A 15,089-nucleotide genomic window follows, 5' to 3' on the forward strand; every position below is an offset into this window, starting at 1 on the left:
GAGAAAAACCAACCCGGTTTTCTTTTCAACTGGCAGCTAGTAGCTCGAAGCTCGCAGCTGCTTTCACAGGAGGCCCCCATGGAACGCACAATTCTCAACACAATTCCGGCAATGGATACATCCGACGGTGCCGGTGTCCGGCTGAAGCGGGCACTGGGGTCGACGCCTGCCGTGCGCCTGGACCCGTTCCTGATGCTGGATGCGTTTTCTTCCGACAATCCAGAGGATTACATCGCCGGTTTTCCGCCGCATCCGCATCGCGGTTTTGAAACTGTGACCTATCTGGTGGAAGGCCACATGCGTCACCGGGATCACCTGGGCAATGAGGGCGATCTTAAACAGGGTGGCGTGCAATGGATGACGGCCGGACGTGGCATTATTCATGAAGAAATGCCGCAACAGAAAGACGGCTTGCTGCGCGGTTTTCAATTGTGGATCAACCTGCCGGCGGCGGAAAAAATGCAGCCTGCAGGGTATCGGGATGTTGCCGATCATGAGATGCCGCGGGTGGACCTGGCCAGTGGTGGGCAGGTGAAAGCCATCGCCGGTGAAGTGACCATCGCTGGACAGTCGCTGAGCGCGCCGCTAAAAGGGGGCAAAACCGACCCCTTGTATCTGGACGTGATCCTGCGCCCGGATGAAACCCTGATGGTGCCTGTTTTATCCGGCTATAACGCCTTCATGTATCTGTTCGAGGGCCGTGTCAGTGTGGCGGAGGCGACGCTGGAAACGGATCACCTGGCCACCTTCACCGATGGCGACAGGGTTACCCTGGTTGCGGGAAACAAAGGTGCGCGCTTGTTGTTGCTGGCGGGCAAACCACTGGGGGAGCCCATTGCCCAGTACGGCCCTTTTGTGATGAATACCCAGGATGAAATTAACCAGGCCCTGCGGGATTATCGCGATGGCACGCTGACGGCGGAAGCATCGCGGCTATAGCGCTCGCTAGTCGCCTCGCCAATGGGGCGGTAGATCGGGATACCAGGTGGAGCCGGCCATTCGAAAGATGCGAATGAGCGCGGCTTCCGCCTGCTCCAGCCGTTTGGCGGGGACCAGCAGGTCCACGCTGTTGCGGGTGCCACCGTTGTAACCGGTGTCACTGGCGGCGGTAGCGCCAGGCATGAAGGTCAGGCTTTGAATCGCACCGGGGCGGGTGTGCAAAAGAAGATGCCCGCGCCCTCCTTCCAGGGTTATCCCTTCAATTTGTTCCACATCCTGACGATGAAACCGGAATGCCATGCCAAAGCGGCTCTGGCTGCTGCCACGAAACAGCGTAATGTGTTGTTGCTGATCAAGGCTCAGGTGCTGGATTTGTTGGGATTCACTTTTTTTGTCGCTTAACCCGAGAATCAACAAGCCATTGAGAATAGCCAGCTGCTGGTAAAGCGCAGGGCCAGGAATGAAAGGCGGGCTGGAGTGAAGAGAATCAGCGGACATCGCGGGTCGGTGTGAGTGAATGGTCCACAAAGGATAAAGCGGTGGCGGTATAAGTGCGTCACCCATATGGGGGATAAATGCGTATTGCCTGTTGCTCGCACGTGGGAGAAGCTGGAAAAACTCGTCGGCCGGGTATATTAACCGGGTGACAGGTGGCCGATGCCGGTCGCTTATTGAGAAGGACTCACACAGAACGATCCCACAAGGAGTGACAACATGAAGGTTCTGGCAATGGCAGGCAGTCTCAGGGAGCAATCCTATAACCGGGGTCTGGTGCGCGCCGCTCAGGCACTGGCTCCATCCGGCATGACACTGACCATCGGGGACATCGCCCCGCTGCCGCTGTACAACGGTGATGATGACGGGGATAACCGGCCCGCGGCGGTGATGGCGCTGGCCGAGCAGGTGGCTCAGGCGGACGCCTTGCTGTTTGCCACCCCCGAATACAATTACTCGATTCCCGGCGTGTTAAAGAACGCTATCGATTGGTTGTCGCGTGTGCCGGGTGATATTTTTACGGGTAAGCCTGCGGCCATTATGGGTGCGTCCATGGGTGGCATGGGCACCAGTCGAAGCCAGTATCACTTGCGCCAGGTGCTGGTGTTTCTGGACATGCACCCACTGAACAAACCGGAAGTGTTTGTGTCGGCGGCTCATGAAAAATGCGATGAGAACGGTGATTTGGTGGATGAGAAAACCCGGGAGATGGTGGCCAGTCAACTGGTTGCACTGCAGGCGTGGCACCAGCGTTTGTCGTAACGCAGTCAATCTGCAAAAGCGGTGATGCACGACATTATGAATGCAAGCCGGGTATGGCAGTCCATACCCGGCCTGTTTGCTTTTGCTATTCTCTATCAAGAATTCTGAATTGTTTGTCAGATTTTAGGGCCGCGGCCTTTCACCGCATTGGCGACCAAGCTGATGACCAGCAAGACCAGAAAAATAAAGAAAATTACTTTGGCAATGGAGGCCGCGCCGGAGGCGATGCCGCCAAAGCCGAGTACGCCGGCAATAATGGCCACGATAAGAAATGTCAGAGCCCATCCAAGCATAATGGTTACCTCATCCATGGTTGGTGTGTGATTACACTTTCCATTTCACCGTAACGTACTCTGGTTGATGCTGGCCCGGAACGACTCGACTATTTGACCTTCTTTCACATTGTGCTTGTTACAGCTGGGATTGCCGGTCCAGCCATTTATCCACCCGGGGCGGGGAAAACGCCTGAAAATGCTCCAGCAGCGTGGCCGGGTCCGTGTGGACTTGCAAAAGTTGGTGGTGCTCCGTTTTCAGGAAGCCTTCTGCCACGCTGTGTTGCAGGAAATTCTGAAGAGAATCGTAATAATGATTCACGTTTAGCAGTGCGCAGGGTTTTTGGTGAAAGCCCAGCTGGGCCCAGGTAAGAATTTCAAAAATTTCCTCAAGCGTGCCCATGCCGCCAGGCAGGGCAATAAAGCCGTCGGACTGATCCGCCATGGCGGCTTTGCGCTCGTGCATGGAATCGACCACCTGCAGTTCGGTCAGGTGGTCATTGCCGATCTCGCGACGCATCAAGGCTTGCGGAATAATGCCGATTACCTCGCCGCCCTGGCGCATGACTGCGTTGGCAATGGCACCCATCACGCCGACGCTGGCACCGCCATAAACCAGCCCGATGTTGCGGTGCACTAATGCCTCGGCCAGTGCTTCGGCCGCCTGAATGTAGACCGGATTATTGCCGGGGCTGGAACCACAATAGACGCAGATTCTTTTCATCGACATTTCCTAATGCACTGTGCTGTAGGTCCCCAGTTAAAGAGCAAATTTTTACTCGCTGACGGTTGGGGATAGACGCCACTGTGGAGCCACCGCTCCAACAGGACAAGATAAGGTCGGCTTTTCTGTAGGAGCGTCGCTGGCGGCGCGATCATCAACGTCTGGAATCGCGCCGCCAGCGACGCTCCTACGCTATATATCTAAGCTGTCACGGTGGGCGCGCTCAGCCCGCCACCGCTGTAGGCTTGCTTACCAGCCGGTCCGCCGGGAAATGGCAGGTGAAGGTGCTGCCCTTGCTAAGCTCGCTGGTGATTTCCAGGCGGCCGTTATGGCGGATCATCACGTGTTTGACGATGGCCAGCCCCAAACCGGTGCCGCCGGTCTGGGTGACGCGGCTGTTGTCCGGTCGATAAAAACGTTCGGTCAGCCGGGGGATATGGGCCGGGTCGATCCCGATGCCGTCGTCGGTGACGGACAGGTGCGCGCCGTGGGCATCCTGCCACCAGCGGATGTGGATGGTGCCTTCGGCCGGAGTGTATTTCACCGCGTTGGTAATCAGGTTGCCGAAGGCGCTTTCCAGTTCAGCGGGATTGGCGATCAGCCGGGCGTCCAGGGGGACATCCAGTTCAATCCGGTGGTGTTTGTCGCTGCTGATGGCCAGCGCATTGTCTTTCATGCGGTTAAGCATGCCGTGTACCGGTACGGCTTGCCGCACGCTGTCGGCTTCGGTGCCTTCCAGTCGGGCCAGCAGCAACAGGTCGGCGACCAGGGCTTCCATGCGGTTGGACTGGTTGTCCATCTGCACCAGCGCCCGGCGCAGGCGTGCCTGCTCATCGGGGATGGTATCGAGCAGGGTTTCCAGGTAGCCCTTGAGCACGGTGAGCGGGGTTTTCAGCTCATGGCTGACGTTGGCGACGAAGTCTTTGCGCATCTGCTCCAGGTGGTGCAGGCGGGTCACGTCACGGGCGATCAAGAGTTGTTCGCCGACACCAAACTCGGTGACGCGGAACTGGAGGATGCGGTTGTCGTCCACCGGCGAGGGAATTTCCAGCGCTTCGTCAAACTCGCTCTTGGTCAGGTACTCGGTGAAGCGGGGGTGGCGAATCAGGTTGGTGAGCGGTTGCCCCAGATCCTGGCCGGCATTGAACCCCATGGCGCGTTCCGCAGCATGGTTCCAGTATTCCAGGTAACCGTGTTGGTCGATCAGGATGACCACGTCGTCCAGGGCATTCACCGATTGCTGGGCACGATGAATAATGCCCTGCAGGTTTTCCTGGGCGCGGCGTTCCTTCTGGAATAAATGCTCAAGGCGGGTATAAAACTCGCCCCACAGGCCGATGCTGTCCGGGGGTTCGGTGTGATCATCGCGAACCAGCCAGCTGTACAGGGCGAACAGTTGGCGGGTGCTCCAGAAAATATACCCCACCAGCCCTGCCAGCAGCGGCCAGATGTGCCCTACCGCCAGAGCGGCAAGGGCGGCCAGAAAAATCAGGCCGGCAATGCGATTTACTTCCTTGGCCAGGCTGGCTTTCATGCGTCAGTCACCGCGATTCGTTACCGGGTTCGCAGGTTGCCGGGCGAGGGCCCGACAATGGGCCTCCAGTATAAGCAGCTGCGTGGCTGCTGTCTCAGCCGGCTTTTGCGGATTTTACTGAAAAGCGGTAGCCGGTGCCGCGTACGGTCTGGATAAAGCGGTCATAGTCGAACGGCGCCAGGGCTTTACGCAGCCGGCGGATGTGCACGTCGATGGTGCGGTCTTCCACGTACACGTTGGCGCCCCACACCTGGTCCAGCAGTTGGGTACGGGAATAGGCGCGCTCCTGGTGACTCATGAAGAACTCGAGTAACCGGTATTCGGTGGGGCCCATGTCCACGGGGTAATCGTCCGCGCTGATGCGGTGGCTGACCGGGTCCAGACACAACCCTTCCACTTCAATGGCCTTTTCCGCTGCCACACTGGACGCGCGACGCAGCACCGCCTTGATGCGAGAGATAAGTTCGCGGGTGGAGAAGGGCTTGGTGATGTAATCATCGGCCCCCACGTCCAGCCCCTGAATCTTGTTATCTTCCTCGCTTTTTGCGGTGAGCATGATGATTGGCACCTCGTTGGTGGTTTCATCACGCTTCAGGCGGCGAGCCAGTTCGATGCCGGTGACGGATGGCAGCATCCAGTCCAGAAGCACCAGATCCGGGCGTTCATCCACGATGATTTCATGGCCGCGCTGGGCGTTTTCTGCTTCCAGCACATCGAAATCAGCCAGCTCAAGGGCGACGGCAACCATCTCACGGATGGCGGGCTCGTCATCAACAATCAAAATGCGGTTACGGGACATGGCTTACCTTCCTTGCCTGTCATGGGCGCGCATGCGCTACCCGGAATGTTGCCCTATTAGATTGCCTTTTTATGACATCCGTATGACAGATAGAGGCGCAGCATGCAACAAGCAACATGCGCCAACGCGGATCTGGGTTTGTACGAAAGGGCAGAAACGTGGCGGGCCGCGAGCCATGGAAGGCGGTTTCTACGGTGTCCGGCATGGCTCGGCCGAAGGCCGCAGATGAAACGCCTCGGCGCGAAGTGATGCGGTTTCCCGTTCCCTGCAGGGGTAATTCGTGTTGTTGCGTGGTGCGTGCAGTGTGTTGCGTCTCTTAAAAATACTGAAAATACAGGCCGATAAACACGCAGGCCCCGGCCCAGTGGTTGTTCAGGAAGGCGTGGAAGCTGGGCCAGCGTTCGCGGTAGCGGATCAGGCTGTGCTGGTAGGCAAAGCTCAGGGCCATGCCGACCAGCCCGGCGTACCAGGGCCAGCTGAAGTCCAGCCGCTGACCGACCATGATCAGTGCCAGCAGGGTGAGGGCCTGCAGCAGGCCGATCATCAAACGGTCCGCATCGCCGAACAGGATGGCGGTGCTCTTGATGCCCAGCTTCAGGTCGTCTTCACGGTCGCACATGGCGTACTCGGTGTCGTAGGCCACGGTCCACAGCACATTGGCCACGTACAGCAGCCAGGCGATTTCCGGCACCTCGCCGGTTTCAGCGGCAAAGGCCATGGGGATCGCCCAGCTAAAGGCCGCGCCCAGGAACAGCTGGGGCATAAAGGTGAAGCGCTTGGTGAAGGGGTACAGCACGGCGAGGCCCAGCCCGCCGAAGGAGAGCCAGAACGTCAATTCGTTGAGAAACAGCACCAGTCCAAAGGCCAGCAGCCCGAGTCCACAGAACAGCGCCAGCGCCTGCTTGGCGCTCAGTGCGCCGGTGGCCAGCGGGCGCCCCTGGGTGCGTTCCACATCGCCATCGAAATCCCGGTCGGCAAAATCGTTAATCACGCAGCCCGCCGCCCGCATGATCACCACACCCAGGAAGAACACCACAATCACGGTCAGGCTGGGGGTGCCGGCCCCGGCAATCCACACCGCCCACAGGGTGGGCCAGAGCAACAACAGCGTGCCGATGGGGCGATCCAGGCGCATCAGTTGAATATAGGGCCACAGGGCGGGGTAACGTTGTTCAACAAAGGCAAACATGGGACATCCGATTGTCAGGGCAGGGGGTAAGTTTCAAGTTGAAAGTGGAAAGTTTCAAGGCGCGAATCGCGGTTGTTGCCAACCGTTTTGCAGTCACGCACCGGTGCCTGGTATCCCCCTCCTGTAGGAGCACCACTTGAGGTGCGAACCGCGTGTGAACGCGGCATCGGCCGAAGGCCGATCAGGAATGTCAGGGCTCGACAGCTCTTTCGGGAAAGGGATGGGAGCGGTTGCGACGCCATTTCCTCGCTGGCGCTCGGTTCGCACCTCAAGTGGTGCTCCTACAGGGGGATTTTAGACGTGCAGTTGCCTGGAGTTTGCGCCTTGCAGCCCCTCTGCCTCCACCTTCTCCCACAGCGCCGGCAGAAAATACTCCGCCACCAGCAGGGGCGCGCCACGTTTGATAAAGCGCGACTGCCGGCCCCAGCACACCGGGTGGTTCTGGCCCGGTGAGGCCAGCCGTGCCCACACCTGATCCCGCTGGCATACCGGGCGGTTATATAACTCCAGGCCCAGGGAGCGGCTGCCCATGTGGCCGAGGGAACGGTTGGCGCCGGCCAGGCTGGTCAGTGGCAGCACGCTGCGGGCCGCCACCACCGGAGTACCGTCCAGATGCAGGGTGACTTCGCGGATCAGGGCGGCGCGGCGCACAGGCAGCGCCAGCAGCTGCCGTTCGTCGGCCCGCGGAAAGGCGATGGCATGCAGGCCGGGCACCACACTGAAGTGGCCGTGACGCTTGAGGCGCCGGGTCAGGGAGTCCGGGTCGGCCATCCAGTCACGAATAACCGGGGGCAGCACCAGCTGTTCCAGCGGGCGCCAAAGGCTGTCAGGATGCAGGGCGGCAGGCAGCATGGCTCTCTCAGGATATCGCGTACTTTCGCGGGCGGCAGGACTATGGCCCATGTCCTGCGACAGAGCAAGCGGTCGCCAAATGCCCCGGGGGGCAAGAGAAATGGCGCCCTCGCGTCCTAATATGACAGTGCCCGCTGTCATTGATTTTTGCGCCGCACGCCGATAGGTTAACGCCCCCCGAGATACACCCTGTATGTAGCGTAGTGAGCAAGTGCTCACTTTTACCGATGAGGTTCACGATGAAGAAGTGGGAATGTGTAGTGTGCGGTTTCATCTATGACGAAGCCGAAGGTCTGCCCGACGAGGGTATCGAACCGGGTACCGCCTGGGACGACGTGCCGGAAGATTGGGTCTGTCCCGATTGCGGCGTGGGCAAGGAAGACTTCGAGATGGTGGAAATCTAGGCCACTGCGTCAGTCACATCGCCCGTCCATTAATCGTTAAGGATTGCTCATGCACCCTATTGTCATCATCGGTACCGGCCTGGCCGGCTTCAACACCGTCAAGGAATTCCGCAAGCTGGACAAGGAAACGCCTATCGTCATGCTCACCGCTGACGACGGCCGCAACTACTCCAAGCCCATGCTGTCTGCCGGTTTCACCAAGGAAAAAACCGCCGATGACCTGTGCATGGCCACCCCGGAAAAAGTGGCCGAGCAATTCAATGTAGACGTGCGCGCCGGCGTGCATGTGGCCGGCATTGATGCCGCCAACAAGCGCGTGCTGCTGCCTGATGACCACCTGGACTACAGCAAGCTGGTACTGGCACTGGGCGCCGACACCTGGACCCCGCCGCTGGAAGGCGACGCGGTGGGTGAGGTGTTCTCGGTCAATGATTTGATGGACTACGGCAAATTCCGCGCGGCGGTGGACGGCAAGAAAACCGTGACCATCCTCGGTGGCGGCCTGATCGGCTGTGAATTCGCCAATGACCTGTCCAACGGTGGTTTCCAGGTATCCCTGGTCGAGCCCATGGGCCGTTGCCTGCCGCTGTTGTTGCCGGAGCAGGCTTCCGAAGCCGTGGGCCGTGGCCTGGCGGATCTGGGGGTGCAGTTCCATTTTGGCCCGCTGGCCAAGGCGGTACATCACGGCGACAACGGCCAACTGGTCACCGAGCTGTCCGACGGCAGCAAACTGGAATCCGACGTGGTGCTTTCGGCCATTGGCCTGCGCCCGCGTATCAGCATGGCCAAGGAAGCCGGCCTGGACACCAATCGCGGCATCCTGACCGACAAGACCCTGCGTACCAGTGCGGACGACATTTATGCGCTGGGTGACTGCGCGGAAGTGCAGGGCCATGTGCTGCCCTACGTCCTGCCGCTGATGGCCTCTGCCCGTGCCCTGGCGAAAACCCTGGCCGGCGATACCACCGAAGTCAGCTACGGCGTGATGCCGGTGACCATCAAGACCCCGGCGTGCCCGGTGGTGGTCTGCCCTGCTGCGGAAGGCAGCGAAGGCGACTGGGAAGTGCAAGCGGATGGCAATACCGTGCAGGCACTGTTCCGCGGCAAGGACGGCAGCCTGCTGGGTTATGCCCTTACCGGTGAAGCGGTGAAAGAGAAAATGAAACTCAACAAGGAACTGCCGGCAGTCATGCCGTAGGGACGCAACACGCTTCACGCATCACACCGGTGGTGCGTGTAGCATGTGGCGTGTTGCTGATTTGATTAAGGACGGTCCATGAAATTTTCACTGGTATTGCTGGTGCTTGGTTGGCGGCTGCGCTGGCTGGCGTCGCGAAACGCTGGCTTCCAAAAGCAACTGGAGAACCGCAATGTGGTGATGCAGTGGCGGACGTTTGCGGGCAAGCCGGCGCGCAGCTTTCACTTTATGCCCGGCAAGGTGGTATCCAAGGCCGGCATTCACAGTGAGCCTACGGTAACCCTGAACTTCAAGGATGCTGGTTACGCGTTCCGCACCCTGCAGGTGGCGGGCAAGAACCAGATGGCCTTTATGGAAGGCATGCAGGCCGGTGATATCAAGATCGAAGGCGACCCGGGCCAGCTTATGTGGTTCATGACCTTGATGAAATTCATCATGCCCGGCGGCAAGAAATAACCATGAAGCATCTGTTGTCTGGCCTTGCGTTGCTGGCGGTGGCTGCTGTGGCCCAGGCAGGGGACGTGCTTTCCCTGCCACCGCTGGATACCTATGGTTTTGTCTCCGGTCGGGCTGCGACCGAGGCGGATGTCAGTGCGGGCGATGCGGTGTTCCTGTTCAAGGAAGACGGTTTGATTATTGGCCAGCCACTGGATATTCAGGTCCCCCAGTATGCGGTATTCCGCGGCAGCAACGAGGCTGCCTCGGGCTACGTGATCATAGTCCAGGCCGAGCAGGCCGCCGGCATCCCGGTTGTGGCCGCCCGGTTCTTCAGTGATGGCAAGGTGGTAACCGGTACACCGGAAGAATTCACTCTCCTGGGTGACATGGGACAGCCGCTGGAACAGTAGTGCCGAAGGTGGCTGAACGGGCTATCTTTTTCGGTGTGGAGATTCGATCCACGCAAGCTTTTCCTCCCCCTGATATAGCATCAGCCCCGTAGTCGGGTTTACCCAAGGGCACAGAGAGCCTGAAAGGCGTAACCCGACAATCCTTTCTCCCTTCATCGGGCGCGCGTCAGGCCTTGGCCTGAACCGGGAACCCCAGTAGTCTGTAAGCGCTTTCCAATCCATTCGCCTCAAGGACTGTGTATGTTGATGGCTCAACGTGTTTTTGCGTTCTGTGCGGTACTGCTGCTGGCGGCCTGCGCCACCACCACCGAAACCAATTCCACCTGGCAAACCAAAACCGGCGAAGCACGGCCGAGCTTTGCCCACCTTTATGTGCTGGTGCTGTCAGAAAATGCAGTGGCCTCTGCGGCGGTGGAACAGCAAGTGAAGAAGAGCCTCGCCAAGCGCAAGGTGGACGCCACGCTGGCCAGCGCCACCCTGCCCGCAGCCAACCAGCAGGCGGCGGATTTCCGCAGCAAGGTGGAGCAGGCAGTAAAAGAGAGCGGCTCCGATGGCGTCATGGTGATCACCCTGCTGAAAAGCCAGGAGCGTGACGAATACATGCCGCCCACGGTGGACTACCTGCCCATGGCGTCGGCGCCCATGTACCTGGGTTACGGCCCCTATGTGGGTTACAGCTACAGCGCGGTATACCAGCCCGGCTACTACCAGAATGCCACTGACTACTACCTGCAGACCCAGCTTTATAACGCCGAGACGGAAAAGCCGGTGTGGCAGGCCCAGTCCCGCAGCATGAACCCCTATAACCTGAAAAGCGGTGCGGAAGGCTATGCCAAAAGCGTGGTAGGCAAGCTTGACCGTGATGGTGCCCTGAAGCGTTAGGGTATCGCGTTAACCGGTATGCCCGGGTGCTGTGGTGCGACGCCACAGCACCCACCCCATCAAGATGCCCCGCCCGGCCATAAAGCCGTTCATGGTCAGCCACAGGCCATGGTTATCCCAGCCCCGTGTCAGTGCCCATAGCGCAAAGAACAGCCCCATTGCGACCAACATGGTGTTGCGCATGGCGGCTCCCCAGGTGGCGCCCACGAAAATGCCATCCAGCCAGAAACCGGCACTGGCGGTGAGTGGCAATAGCAGCATCCAGGGGAGATAGGCCACCGCCGTATCGCGGATCGATGGCAGGTCGGTGAGCAAGTGAATCAACGGCACGCCTCCCAGAGCAAAAACCAGCATCGCCAACGCCGCGCAGCCCACGGTCCAGCGGCCGGTGGCGCGCACCGCGGCCTGGAAAGCTGCGCGATCGCGTTGCCCGTGGGCCTCGCCGACCAGTGCCTCGGCGGCATTGGCAAAGCCATCCAGCAGGTTGCTGAGCAACAGCAAGAAAGTAATCAATACCGCATTGGCCGCCAGCGTCGCATCGCCGAGTCGGGCCCCTTGGGCGGTGAAGAAAAAGAAGCAGGTGAGCAGCGCCAGGCTGCGGATAAAGATATCCCGATTCACCGCCATCAACGCCAGAATCGCCGACGGCTGCCACAGGGTTTCCCGGTTGGCAGGTGGGCGCAGGGCGGCGCGTAGCCAGAAAAGTCCGCCGGCCAGGCCCACATATTCCGCACAGGCGCTGGCGATGGCCACGCCGCGCACATCCAGGTGCCAGACCTGCACCAGCAGCACATCGAGTAACGCGTTGGTGCTGTGCATCAGCACGGTCATTTTCAGGGGAACGCGGGTGTTATGGGTGCCGATGGCGAAGCCGATCAGGGCGAAGTTGGCCAGCGCGGCGGGGGCGCCAAGAATGCGGATATTGATGTAATCCTGCGCCAGGTGTTGCACCGCGTCACTGCCACCCAGTAACCACAGGCCGGTATCACGCAGCAGCGGCGACATGAGAATCAACCCGAGCCCGAGCAACGCGGACAGCAACAAGCCACGCAGTAACACCACGCGGGTGTCCCGTTCCCCGCCCCGCGCCTGCGAGGCAAACCCGGTGGTGCCCATGCGCAGGAAATTGAACGAGAAATACAGGAACATGAAAAAGTTGCTGCCCAGCGCCACGGCGGCCAGATAGCGGGGATGCTCCAGGTGCCCCACCACTGCCGTATCCACCAGCCCCAGCAGCGGCGCGGTCAGGTTCGACAGCAACAACGGCCAGGCCAGCATCCAGATGCGTTGGTTAAGGGTCAGATTCATTCAAACTCCGGAAAACCCTTTTACGAAGCCGCTGTAGGAGCTCCCTTCCAGGGGGCGAACCGTGCGCAACTCGGCATCGACCGAAGGGCGATCAGGCATGTCTGATCGCGACAGGTTCAGAGAGAAACCGTCAGACGGGTTTGCGCAGCAACGTCAGCACAAACAAACTGCTGGCGGCCACCACGATAGACGGCCCCACCGGGGTATTGGCGAACCAGCTCACCGCCAGCCCGGCCAGCACCGACGCGGTGCCCAGCACGCTGGCCACGGCAGCCATCTGCGCCGGGGTGTGGGTCAGCCGGCGGGCGCTGGCAGCAGGAATCACCAGCAGCGAGGTAATCAGCAGCACGCCCACGGTACGGATGGCGCCGGCAATCAGCAGGGCCAGCAACAGCATCAGCAATAACCGGGTGCGTTGCACCGCGATGCCTTCCACCTGGGCCAGCTCTTCGTTGACGGTAATGCTGAGCAGCGCCCGCCATTGCCACAGCATCAGTAGCAAGATGACGATGGCGCCCACCCACAGGCCGATCACATCCTGCCAACCCACGGCCAGCAGGTCCCCGAACAGATAGGCGAACAGGTCCACCTGAATACCGGTTTGCAGGCTGATGGCAATTACCCCCAGCGCCAGGGTGGTGTGGGCGACAATGCCGAGCAGGGTGTCGCCGGCCAGCTGCCGTTGCCGTTGCAGGCCACTGAGTGCAGCGGCAAGCCCCAGGCAGACGGCCACCACCGCCACGTACAGGCTGATATCCAGGGCCAGCCCCAACGCCGCGCCCAGCAACGCGCCGTGGGCCAGAGTGTCGCCGAAAAAGGCCATGCGTCGCCACACCACAAAGGCGCCCATGGGGCCGGATACCAGGGCCACGGCGAGCCCGGCCAGCAGCGGGGGCAATAACAGTTCAATCATGGTTGCAGGGCCCGTCGTGGTCGTGGTGATGCGTGTGGCTGTGCTCGTGGGAATGGGTGGCGTTGCCGTGCAGGTCATGGTCGTGATCATGATCGTGGGTATACAGCGCCAGGTTCGGGGTGCCGGCGCCGGGGCCGAACAGCTCATGGTAGGCCGGGTCCCGGCTTACCGATTCCGGGCTGCCGGAGCAGCACACGTGGCGCTGCAGGCAGATCACCTCGTCGGTGGCGGCCATGACCAGGTGCAGGTCGTGGGAGATCAGCAGAATGGCGCAGCCGAGTTCGTCGCGCACGGTCTTGAGCAGGCCATAGAGGGCATTTTGCCCGGCCACGTCCACGCCCTGGGCGGGTTCGTCCAGTACCAGCAGGTCTGGTTTGCGCAACAAGGCCCGGGCCAGTAGTACCCGCTGCATCTCGCCGCCGGACAACTGCTGCACACCGCGCCGGCGCAGATGTGCCACCCCGGCCCGCTCCAGCGCGGCCCGCCGGGAGGCCGTGGGCCCCGGTGCGGCCAGCCACAAAAAACGATCCACGGTGAGCGGCAGGCTGTCGTCAATCTTGATGTGCTGGGGCATGTAGCCCACCCGCAGGCCCTTGCGGCGGCTGACGGTGCCGCCGCTGCCGTTGCCGTTATCCGGTTGCACCAGCCCCAGCACCAGTCGCGCGAGGGTGCTCTTGCCGGCCCCGTTGGGACCGATCAGGGTGGTAATGCGGCCGGGGGCCAGGGTCAGGCTGACGTCAGACAGCACGGCATTGCCGCCGAGGGTGACGGACACCGACTGCACCGTGACAAGAGGTTCTGACATAAGAAAGGGCCCGAAGTACAAAGGCGCAATGATATACTGCCGCTCTTTCGCCTGCACTGAAGGCGGAGAGCGAGTTGAAAGTTCAAGGTTTAAAGTTCAAAAGCGCGGGTTATGCCCGGAGCCACACGGCAGCCGCTTCAGCCGCGCCGCACGGCCCTAACGATCCGCTCTTGGGGGAAGGAAATCGCGACCACGAAGGTTTGATGGTTGGCACCGCTGCCATCCCGCGTTTTTAAACTTTGAACTTTCAACTTGCTCCTTCCTGTCTGGCCGTACATGAGGAACCCCATGCGTCGTCTCTGGTTAACAACTCTGCTGTTGCTTTGCTCTCCCGCCTGGAGTCAGACGGTGGTGGCCAGTGTGGAGCCGCTGGCCAAGGTGCTGCGCAGCCTTTATGACGATAGCGTCACGGTAACGACCCTGCTGCAGGCCAACCAGAATCCGCATCAGCTGGCGCTCTCCCCAAGGCAGGCGCTGGCGGTTCAGCAGGCGGATCTGATGGTGTGGCTGGGGGCCGGGGTGGAGGCGCCGCTGGCACCGCTGGTGGCCCGTCGCCAGGGGCCATCGGTGGCCCTGTTGGGACTGGAGGGGGTGCACCGGCGCACTGGCGGGCACGACCATCACGACGACCATGATCATGATCCGCGCACCAGCCATGACGCTACCACCGACCCACACCTGTGGTTGTCCGTGGACAATATGGCGCTACTGGCGGGCGCGGTGGGCCAACGTTTTCCGGCGGGGTTGCGGCCGGGCCAGCCGCAGCAGTGGCAGCAGGCGGCCGCGGATCAGTTGCAGGCGGAGCGCGAGCGGTTGACGCCGCTGGCCCAGGTGCCCTGGCTGAGCTATCACCAACCCTGGGGCTACCTGAGCGAGAGCCTGGGGCTGGCGGAGCCGTTGGTGGTGTCGGAACAGCTGGATGCGGGGCCGGGCAGCCGGCGTTTCGTCACTCTGGCAGGGCAGGTGCGTGATCAGCAGGTGCGTTGCGCGGTGCAGGAACCGGAGGCGCGGGCCGGCTTGCTCAAGCGTTTGTGCCCGGACTGTTATGTCCAGCCGCAGGATCCGCTGGGCCGTGATTCGTCACAACAGGAATACCTGCCCTGGTTGGCGGAGCTCAGCGCCGGTTTCGCCCAGTGCCTGCGCGCGGCGCGCGGCTGAATGCCTG

Annotated in this window: 18 protein-coding genes; 8 read left to right on the forward strand and 10 right to left on the reverse strand. The window is 61.0% G+C overall.

Annotated elements, in window-relative coordinates:
- Positions 1-78: 78 nt before the first annotated feature.
- Entirely contained in the window at positions 79-939 is an 861-nt protein-coding gene (locus F1529_RS01355) for a pirin family protein (protein WP_155131421.1), read from the forward strand.
- Positions 940-945: 6 nt separating this feature from the next.
- Here the strand turns inward: F1529_RS01355 and F1529_RS01360 are convergent, their stop codons facing one another.
- Positions 946-1,437 (reverse strand): hypothetical protein, encoded by a 492-nt coding sequence (locus F1529_RS01360; RefSeq protein ID WP_155131424.1) that lies wholly within the window; start codon positions 1,435-1,437, stop codon positions 946-948.
- A 216-nt stretch (positions 1,438-1,653) separates the two neighbouring features.
- Between F1529_RS01360 and F1529_RS01365 the strand changes: the two genes are divergently transcribed.
- A complete protein-coding gene (locus tag F1529_RS01365) occupies positions 1,654-2,196 on the forward strand; it encodes an NADPH-dependent FMN reductase (protein WP_007148623.1) in 543 nt (180 codons plus the stop codon).
- Between the two features lie 116 nt (positions 2,197-2,312).
- Here the strand turns inward: F1529_RS01365 and F1529_RS01370 are convergent, their stop codons facing one another.
- The 6 genes from F1529_RS01370 to F1529_RS01395 form a co-directional block, all read right to left on the reverse strand.
- Positions 2,313-2,489: a DUF1328 domain-containing protein gene (locus F1529_RS01370; protein ID WP_155136839.1), complete on the reverse strand. Its 177-nt coding sequence runs from the start codon at positions 2,487-2,489 to the stop codon at positions 2,313-2,315.
- A gap of 118 nt (positions 2,490-2,607) precedes the next feature.
- Positions 2,608-3,192, reverse strand: coding sequence for a TIGR00730 family Rossman fold protein (locus F1529_RS01375; RefSeq protein WP_155131427.1), 585 nt, complete (start codon positions 3,190-3,192; stop codon positions 2,608-2,610).
- A gap of 223 nt (positions 3,193-3,415) precedes the next feature.
- Complete coding sequence (gene phoR / locus F1529_RS01380; protein ID WP_007150285.1) at positions 3,416-4,726, reverse strand: phosphate regulon sensor histidine kinase PhoR; 1,311 nt, start codon at positions 4,724-4,726, stop codon at positions 3,416-3,418.
- A gap of 94 nt (positions 4,727-4,820) precedes the next feature.
- Positions 4,821-5,525, reverse strand: a complete 705-nt coding sequence (phoB, locus tag F1529_RS01385; RefSeq protein ID WP_007148894.1) for a phosphate regulon transcriptional regulator PhoB — start codon at positions 5,523-5,525, stop codon at positions 4,821-4,823.
- Positions 5,526-5,841: 316 nt separating this feature from the next.
- Positions 5,842-6,714 carry a 4-hydroxybenzoate octaprenyltransferase gene (ubiA, locus tag F1529_RS01390; protein ID WP_155131430.1) on the reverse strand — a complete coding sequence of 291 codons (873 nt, stop codon included), beginning with the start codon at positions 6,712-6,714 and terminating at the stop codon, positions 5,842-5,844.
- Between the two features lie 294 nt (positions 6,715-7,008).
- Positions 7,009-7,566, reverse strand: a complete 558-nt coding sequence (locus tag F1529_RS01395; RefSeq protein WP_007149459.1) for a chorismate lyase — start codon at positions 7,564-7,566, stop codon at positions 7,009-7,011.
- A gap of 239 nt (positions 7,567-7,805) precedes the next feature.
- Here F1529_RS01395 and rd point away from each other — a divergent pair, with 239 nt between their 5' ends.
- The 5 genes from rd to F1529_RS01420 all read left to right on the forward strand — a co-directional run bounded on the left by rd (position 7,806) and on the right by F1529_RS01420 (position 10,898).
- The gene (gene rd / locus F1529_RS01400) at positions 7,806-7,970 is read left to right on the forward strand and encodes a rubredoxin (RefSeq protein ID WP_007149887.1); all 165 of its coding nucleotides are present in this window, start codon (positions 7,806-7,808) and stop codon (positions 7,968-7,970) included.
- 49 nt (positions 7,971-8,019) lie between these two features.
- Positions 8,020-9,168: an NAD(P)/FAD-dependent oxidoreductase gene (locus F1529_RS01405; RefSeq protein ID WP_155131433.1), complete on the forward strand. Its 1,149-nt coding sequence runs from the start codon at positions 8,020-8,022 to the stop codon at positions 9,166-9,168.
- Between the two features lie 78 nt (positions 9,169-9,246).
- Entirely contained in the window at positions 9,247-9,624 is a 378-nt protein-coding gene (locus tag F1529_RS01410) for a hypothetical protein (protein WP_007151199.1), read from the forward strand.
- A gap of 2 nt (positions 9,625-9,626) precedes the next feature.
- Positions 9,627-10,016: a hypothetical protein gene (locus F1529_RS01415; protein ID WP_155131436.1), complete on the forward strand. Its 390-nt coding sequence runs from the start codon at positions 9,627-9,629 to the stop codon at positions 10,014-10,016.
- A 246-nt stretch (positions 10,017-10,262) separates the two neighbouring features.
- Positions 10,263-10,898, forward strand: a complete 636-nt coding sequence (locus F1529_RS01420) for a hypothetical protein (protein WP_230457673.1) — start codon at positions 10,263-10,265, stop codon at positions 10,896-10,898.
- Positions 10,899-10,907: 9 nt separating this feature from the next.
- On the opposite strand, the gene F1529_RS01425 is transcribed toward F1529_RS01420, so the two are convergent.
- The 3 genes from F1529_RS01425 to znuC form a co-directional block, all read right to left on the reverse strand.
- Positions 10,908-12,206 (reverse strand): MATE family efflux transporter, encoded by a 1,299-nt coding sequence (locus F1529_RS01425; protein ID WP_155131439.1) that lies wholly within the window; start codon positions 12,204-12,206, stop codon positions 10,908-10,910.
- Between the two features lie 130 nt (positions 12,207-12,336).
- Positions 12,337-13,119 carry a zinc ABC transporter permease subunit ZnuB gene (znuB, locus tag F1529_RS01430; protein WP_007149437.1) on the reverse strand — a complete coding sequence of 261 codons (783 nt, stop codon included), beginning with the start codon at positions 13,117-13,119 and terminating at the stop codon, positions 12,337-12,339.
- A complete protein-coding gene (gene znuC / locus F1529_RS01435) occupies positions 13,112-13,924 on the reverse strand; it encodes a zinc ABC transporter ATP-binding protein ZnuC (protein ID WP_155131442.1) in 813 nt (270 codons plus the stop codon). Before znuC ends, znuB begins: the two co-directional genes overlap by 8 nt.
- 288 nt (positions 13,925-14,212) lie before the next feature.
- On the opposite strand from znuC, the gene F1529_RS01440 reads away from it, so the two are divergent.
- A complete protein-coding gene (locus F1529_RS01440) occupies positions 14,213-15,082 on the forward strand; it encodes a metal ABC transporter solute-binding protein, Zn/Mn family (RefSeq protein ID WP_155131445.1) in 870 nt (289 codons plus the stop codon).
- The last annotated feature ends 7 nt before the right edge of the window (positions 15,083-15,089 follow it).

It is taken from the genome of Alcanivorax sp. VBW004 (genome assembly GCF_009718865.1).
In the GTDB taxonomy this organism is placed as follows: domain Bacteria; phylum Pseudomonadota; class Gammaproteobacteria; order Pseudomonadales; family Alcanivoracaceae; genus Alcanivorax.